We start from the raw sequence: 5,823 nt of genomic DNA on the forward strand, positions 1-5,823 counted from the left end.
TGGCCGCAATCATCCAACATAATTTTATCCGTGGCGCTTCTATTCTGGAAAAACACAGCAGCTTCTGTTTCGAAAACCGCAATCTTGGTGTCCATCTCGTAAGCGTCGCTCAGCGCGCCGCTCGCCTCAAATCTACCATACAACCGCCGCAACTCCACAAATCCATCTTCAATACTGGAATCAACCCCACCTCCCTGCAAGTATGCAGCATGCAGTTTGTTGATTTTTACAGATGCATTTTTCTTGTAAAGTTTCAGGTCGTTGGGAAGCCAGCCGGCATCATATTTCCTGAGCGCGTTTACCTGCCCGGCCAAATCCATCCCATCTAAACTCGAATTCAAATCTTGAAGGTGCGCACGCCTTAAAATCAGCCCCTCTTTGAAATCAGTGCCTGGCCGTCCGTCAAGCACGGCATCTATTTCCATAAGTTCGCTCCTGAGATCTGAAGCGTACTTTTCCCGTTCTTTCTGGAGTTTGGACCTTTCGTTTTCCTCCAAACCAATCTGCTCGTACGCCTGCCTGATTTTTACCGCTGCCCCGGCAAAATCACCATTTTCGAACAGTGCCTCAGCGTCGTGCACCAATCTGCTGGTTTCCAGGCTCAGATTCAATTTTTTCAAATATTCCAGCTCCTGCTTCAAATACTCGCTGCTGTTGTCAACATAATAGCTGATTTCGTATCTCGTTTCCTTGTTTTTCTTCAAACCATAAATCGTTATCAAAACCTGGCCTCCTTGCTCAACATATGAAATTTTTTCGCCCGTGAGAGTTATCACATTCAGCTCCTTGACCAAGCCTCCGCTAGGAATGCTCGTCGTGAGTGTTAGCCATTCCATATCTAACCCCGGCCTTACGTACGCGCTGTATTTCTGGTAAACCCTCTTCCCAATCAGGCTGCTCGCGTTCTGGTACGTGCCTTGTTCATATGCATCCAAAACTAGGTACCTGGCATTCAACATGTGCCTGCCTTCGCTCAAAATGGCCTGCGCAAAACCACCCTTAAGGCCCACCTCCACACCATCCACATCTAATGTTTCCCAATTGATTGGAACGTAAAAAGCGCTCACTGAGCCAAGGCATTCCACATCCCGTTGCTCCTCAACATCCGCGCTCCCGTCTGCATTCCCGCTCGCTGTCTTCTCGGCGCCCACAGTTCTCATGAGCGTAGCGTTCCTACCTAAACGGTACGTCTGCGTCTCAGAGGCCCCTATCTGGCGCAGATACATGGTCATCCTGCCGTCCGCATACGTGATTCCTCTGATATTGCTTCCCCCTGATTCAATATCTTCCTGTGAGAACTCCAGCGGCGTGCTGAATGACACCTGGACATCTTCGCCCGGATACTCAACGTTGTTGACTACGATTATGTCCAATTCGTTCCTGGTCGGCAAATCTAATATGGCCCATTCGGAAAAGAGCGCGCTTCTTACGCTCAGATATCTGCCTATCTGTAGCTCGATGCTCTCTTCAGCGTTGTGTGTCGCATATTCATACTTCTGTCGCAGCATAGCCAGCGACCCCACTGCGTCCGGATACACCATTCTGCCTCCGGAAACTATACCGTGTTCCGCGTTTTCAACCATCGTGTCCAAATCATCACAATCACTCCCACATAACTCTACTAGACGCATCGCCTCTGCCCTGGAGTCTTCGAGGTCTGCATATTCCTGCATCGCCTCTTCTACAGCCTGCGTAGCTATGGCTTCACACTCGGCTATCTGCTCGCTCGCATTGTTGCTCCTGCTCACTACAGCCAGCCACTCCTCTTCGTAGCTTACATCAATCCCGTCTTTTTTCGCGTTTTCCAGGATGCTTTTTGCTTTCCTGCATGCGCTTACTGCCGACCAGTTCGTGTCCGGCTCTGCACTGGCATCAACGGCCCTGGCTTCCTCTGCATATGAAATAGATGCGGCATAATACTCGAATTTCAATCCTGGTTTTTTCTCAGCCTTGCCTTTCTCCAGCATCTCTTTTGCTTTGGTGTAGAGTGCTGTTGCCCTCGCCGGCCAGGCAGCAGTCCCGAACTTGCGCTCTACGTCGATGATTTTAGCGCTGGCTTCGGCTTCGTACTGTTGCACCAACCTATCCGCGTCTTGCTCGGCTTGTTTGAACCCAACATCGGCTTGGGCAGAAAACGCTATGGCGCTATGTGCATGGGTCATGGCCGTAGCAAGGTAGCCCTCATTTCCATACGCATACGTGCTGCGCGCCAGATCCAATTCATGCCTCGCCTCTTCAAGATTGCTATTCGCCTTCGCGACTTGGTCAGAAACAGAAGCGTCGTTTCCCCCTCCAATACCGCTCAATTCCAGGCCGCCATGTATCCTCCACGATTCACCTAAGGCCGCCTGAGCTGATTCTTGTTCCGCTCTTTTCACCTGCGCCTCCGCATCCAGCCCAAGCGCCTTATATGTAGCCAGGGAACCGGAAATGTGGCCCGCTATCGTCCTGTTCAGTGCAAGCGCCCGTGCAATCTCACCCTCTTCCTCATCCCCCAAAACCTGCAGCGCTTCGCCAGCTTTCAGCATGGGGATTTCTTGTCTGACGCCATCAACGCCTTCCCAAACGACGCCCTTCAACCTGGTGAACGCCACATAGTTCTTGGATGTGCTATTGGTTCTGGCCGCATAAATGAAATTGGAGGCATTTTCACACGCATCGCTACCCGCGCTCTCAGCGCCGCATATTCCCATATACTCAGCATCCGCCAAACTCATCTCCGCGTCCCGCAACGCCGTATTGAACCTGGACGCCCTGGTTTCAAGTTCGTTTGCCGCGCCATCCATGGTCCCCTTCCATGCGGTTGAATATTCCTTGGAGAAAATCCTTAGTGCGATTGCACGCCTGACCTCGTCCCCGTACGGAACGTCGCAGGTCACTGTGCTTCCGAGAACAAGGCACGTGCAGTTCATTATGCCTCGGGCCGAGCACAGGGCCCCCACGTCAACAAAATACGGCAGTACGCCGCTCTCGCTGAAAGCATCTATCTGCTCCTTGGCCCATTTTGCTTTCGTGTAATTGGCCTTTGCAGAGCTCAGATTTCCGGCGGCCCATTTGTTCGCACCCGCCTTTTCCAACTCAAGCTGTTCTAAGCTGTATTGCAGCAAATCCGAGTTCCAACCTGGATCTAATGGCGGCACAAAAGTGTAGTCCACCACATTCGAATCGCCTGGCCAGCCATATACGTTCCATGGCCTGTCGTATTTTTCCGGAAGGAACTCTGAAGAAAACGAAAGAAAAGCGAGCGCAATCAGCCCAAAAACCACTCGTTTGAGCATATTTTTATATCTTGAGCAACAAATATAACATTATCGTTCTCCATGCTTTTACGTCATATGCCCTGCTTTGTAACTATAGTTACAATTCCCTCATTTATTCCGTACGTACCTCACTTTTCTATCCTCAACTATGAATTTCCCCCCTGCAGTCATCTGCGCGACCTTCTTCACTCCCTCATGCTCCAGCATCCTGAGCATCTGCGCGACTTCATCCCCGGTTTTGCAATCTGAAATATCAACAGCTTTCTGGTAAATTACCGGTCCTGCGTCCAGGCCAGCATCAACAAAATGAATCGTGATTCCGCTCACCTTGCACCCATAGTCAAACGCCTGGTGTTGTGCATCCACACCTGGAAAAGCCGGAAGCAGGGACGGATGCAAATTTATCATCCTGTTTTTGTATTTCTCGAACAATTCCGGAGCCTTCACCAGCCGCATATATCCAAGCAGATAGAGGTAATCCACCTTATACAAATCCGCTATGCGCATTACCTCCCTGTCCATATCCTCGCGCGTTTTGAATTTTCCTTTCTCCACAATATGAAATGGGATTCCAGCCTTTTTCGCCCGCTCCAAAGCGTACGCATCTTGTTTGTCAGTTATGAGCGCCCTTATTTCAGCGCCCTTTACCTCGCCATTCCCTATCCCGTCTATGAGCGCCTGAAAATTCGTTCCGTTCCCGCTTGCCAGCACAACAAAAGAAACCATCATTACACCTTGCTCAGCTTTTATTCAATTACCCATTCTTCTGCAATTATTTTATCCATTTGCATATCGTGCTCCTCGCGCGGCAGTTTGCCCAGCACCTGCCATTTATAGCACAATCCTATTGAAACCGCGCTGCTATTTGAAAGATACCTGTCGTAGCCGCCCTTTCCGAAACCCAGCCTGTGCTTCTCCAAATCAAAAGCAAGCCCGGGCACAATTAGCACATCCGGCTCCCCTTCTTCACCGTCAATCGGCTCCATCACACCATTATCGGCTTTCTCAAGGAGCGCTTCACCCCTGAATTCGCAGAAGCAAATCCCCCCGTTCAGTATTTTCGGCAAATAAATATTTTTTCCAAAAATTCCTGCCTTTTCAATCATCTTCCGCGTATCTATCTCGCCCCTGAGCGGGTAATAGAACCCCGCGCTTTCAGCCCTCAGAAATGCATAATCCGCAAACAAGCACCTGAATGCCCGTTCGCTCGCTTCCTCAACCTCCTTCTGAGCAAGCGCATCCCTTTTAGCGAGCATTTCCTTCCGCAGCGCGTTTTTGCTATCCATCCATGTCCACCCTGAACCTCAAAATAGCTGAAATGCCCCCTAGTCCCTTGAGTTCCTGCCCAGGGTCCCCCTCAGAAGAGAAAACCACTACCGCACTCGTTTTTTCCGCACCCTCGGCTAGCGCTTCAACTCCTTTGTCCGCCCGCAGCAATTCGTCCAGCACCATGAAAACCTCAACAGCCCCCATTTCCAGGGCTTTCTTGCTCTCCTCGCGCCCGTACGCCGCGAGCCCATCCTCCTTGTTTATGTGCACCTTCAGCCGGTTCATGAGCTCAGCTTCCTTTTCCATCCTCGCCTCACCCATCAGCCTCCCGACTATACCTCTCTTGAGCAGTTCATTCACGCCATTCCGTTCAGCATACGAAACATTCTCAAAAGAAACTCGTTTCAACAATTCAGGATTTTTCTTCTCCAGATACTTTCTGAAATTGTCCTTCTCGAAGCCCGGCCCCGCCACCACATACCTTTCCTCGTGCCCGTCCATCTCCTTCGCTATGTCCCCATAGTACGCGAGCTTCTTCTCCTCGAACCGCTCGTCCCGCTTCCTTGCCTCGCAGTAAATTTCCGCGCCGAAATCCACCCCGTAGCCCATAACCATCGCGGTGAGCGCCTTTTCATCATCCATCACAACGATGCGCACTTTCGGCCGCTTCGCCTCCTTCTCTGCTTCGCGCAGCCGGTTGAGCTGGTGCGCCTTCCAGTGCTTCACTATTGCTATCTTTCCCCCTTTCTCCACTTCGAGCGTATGGTATTTCCCGCGCTGCACGAATTCCTCAGGGCTTCCCTGCACGATTTTTCCCGTAAGCCTGAGCCTGTTCGCATACCTCGCGAACTCCGCCTTCTCCACTTCGATACGTATAAACACGGGCTTGCGCTCCTCCTTGTCCCCGAGCTTCACGCTCCTGAACGTTTTCGCTTCGGCAAAATCCCCTGCTTCCACGATCCGCTCCAGATGCCACAAATCATCCAGCGTTTCAGGAACCAGCGCCGCTTCGCCTGTTTTCTTGTCTATCCTGAGGATGCGCATAACCAGATTTGGAAGCGCGGTTTATAATTGGTTTCTCCATCGCGCTTTTTTCCAGCCTCCAAAACTAACAACAATTAAAAAACCCGTCTGGCAAATAACCTCATGGACGCTGGAGATGGAATCGGCATGGCGTGCATCGGTGGCGGCGCGCTTGCAATCGCGAGCTCTTTCATGCCTGCATCCATGGCCGGCACAGTCCCAGGCCTCAGCGGAATTTCCCCTCACATAACCTTTATGCTGGGCATCGGTG

4 protein-coding genes are annotated in these 5,823 nt (G+C 51.2%); all 4 read right to left on the bottom strand.

Annotated elements, in window-relative coordinates:
- Positions 1–3,278, bottom strand: a 3,278-nt coding sequence (locus WC488_04270; GenBank protein MFA5077615.1) for a hypothetical protein, incomplete at its 3' end; no start/stop codon positions are given.
- 90 nt (positions 3,279–3,368) lie between these two features.
- Positions 3,369–3,986, bottom strand: coding sequence for a phosphoribosylglycinamide formyltransferase (gene purN, locus WC488_04275; GenBank protein ID MFA5077616.1), 618 nt, complete (start codon positions 3,984–3,986; stop codon positions 3,369–3,371).
- Positions 3,987–4,006: 20 nt separating this feature from the next.
- A complete protein-coding gene (locus WC488_04280; GenBank protein MFA5077617.1) occupies positions 4,007–4,546 on the bottom strand; it encodes a 5-formyltetrahydrofolate cyclo-ligase in 540 nt (179 codons plus the stop codon).
- Positions 4,539–5,573, bottom strand: coding sequence for an mRNA surveillance protein pelota (locus WC488_04285; protein ID MFA5077618.1), 1,035 nt, complete (start codon positions 5,571–5,573; stop codon positions 4,539–4,541). Before WC488_04285 ends, WC488_04280 begins: the two co-directional genes overlap by 8 nt.
- Between the last annotated feature and the right edge of the window lie 250 nt (positions 5,574–5,823).

Source organism: Candidatus Micrarchaeia archaeon (genome assembly GCA_041650355.1).
In the GTDB taxonomy this organism is placed as follows: Archaea; Micrarchaeota; Micrarchaeia; order Anstonellales; family Bilamarchaeaceae; genus JAHJBR01.

Coding starts and splice junctions, on each gene's coding strand:
- WC488_04285 (MFA5077618.1), bottom strand. CDS start 5,573: ATGCGCATCCTCAGGATAGACAAGAAAACAGGCGAAGCGGCGCTGGTT.
- WC488_04280 (MFA5077617.1), bottom strand. CDS start 4,546: ATGGATAGCAAAAACGCGCTGCGGAAGGAAATGCTCGCTAAAAGGGAT.
- purN (MFA5077616.1), bottom strand. CDS start 3,986: ATGGTTTCTTTTGTTGTGCTGGCAAGCGGGAACGGAACGAATTTTCAG.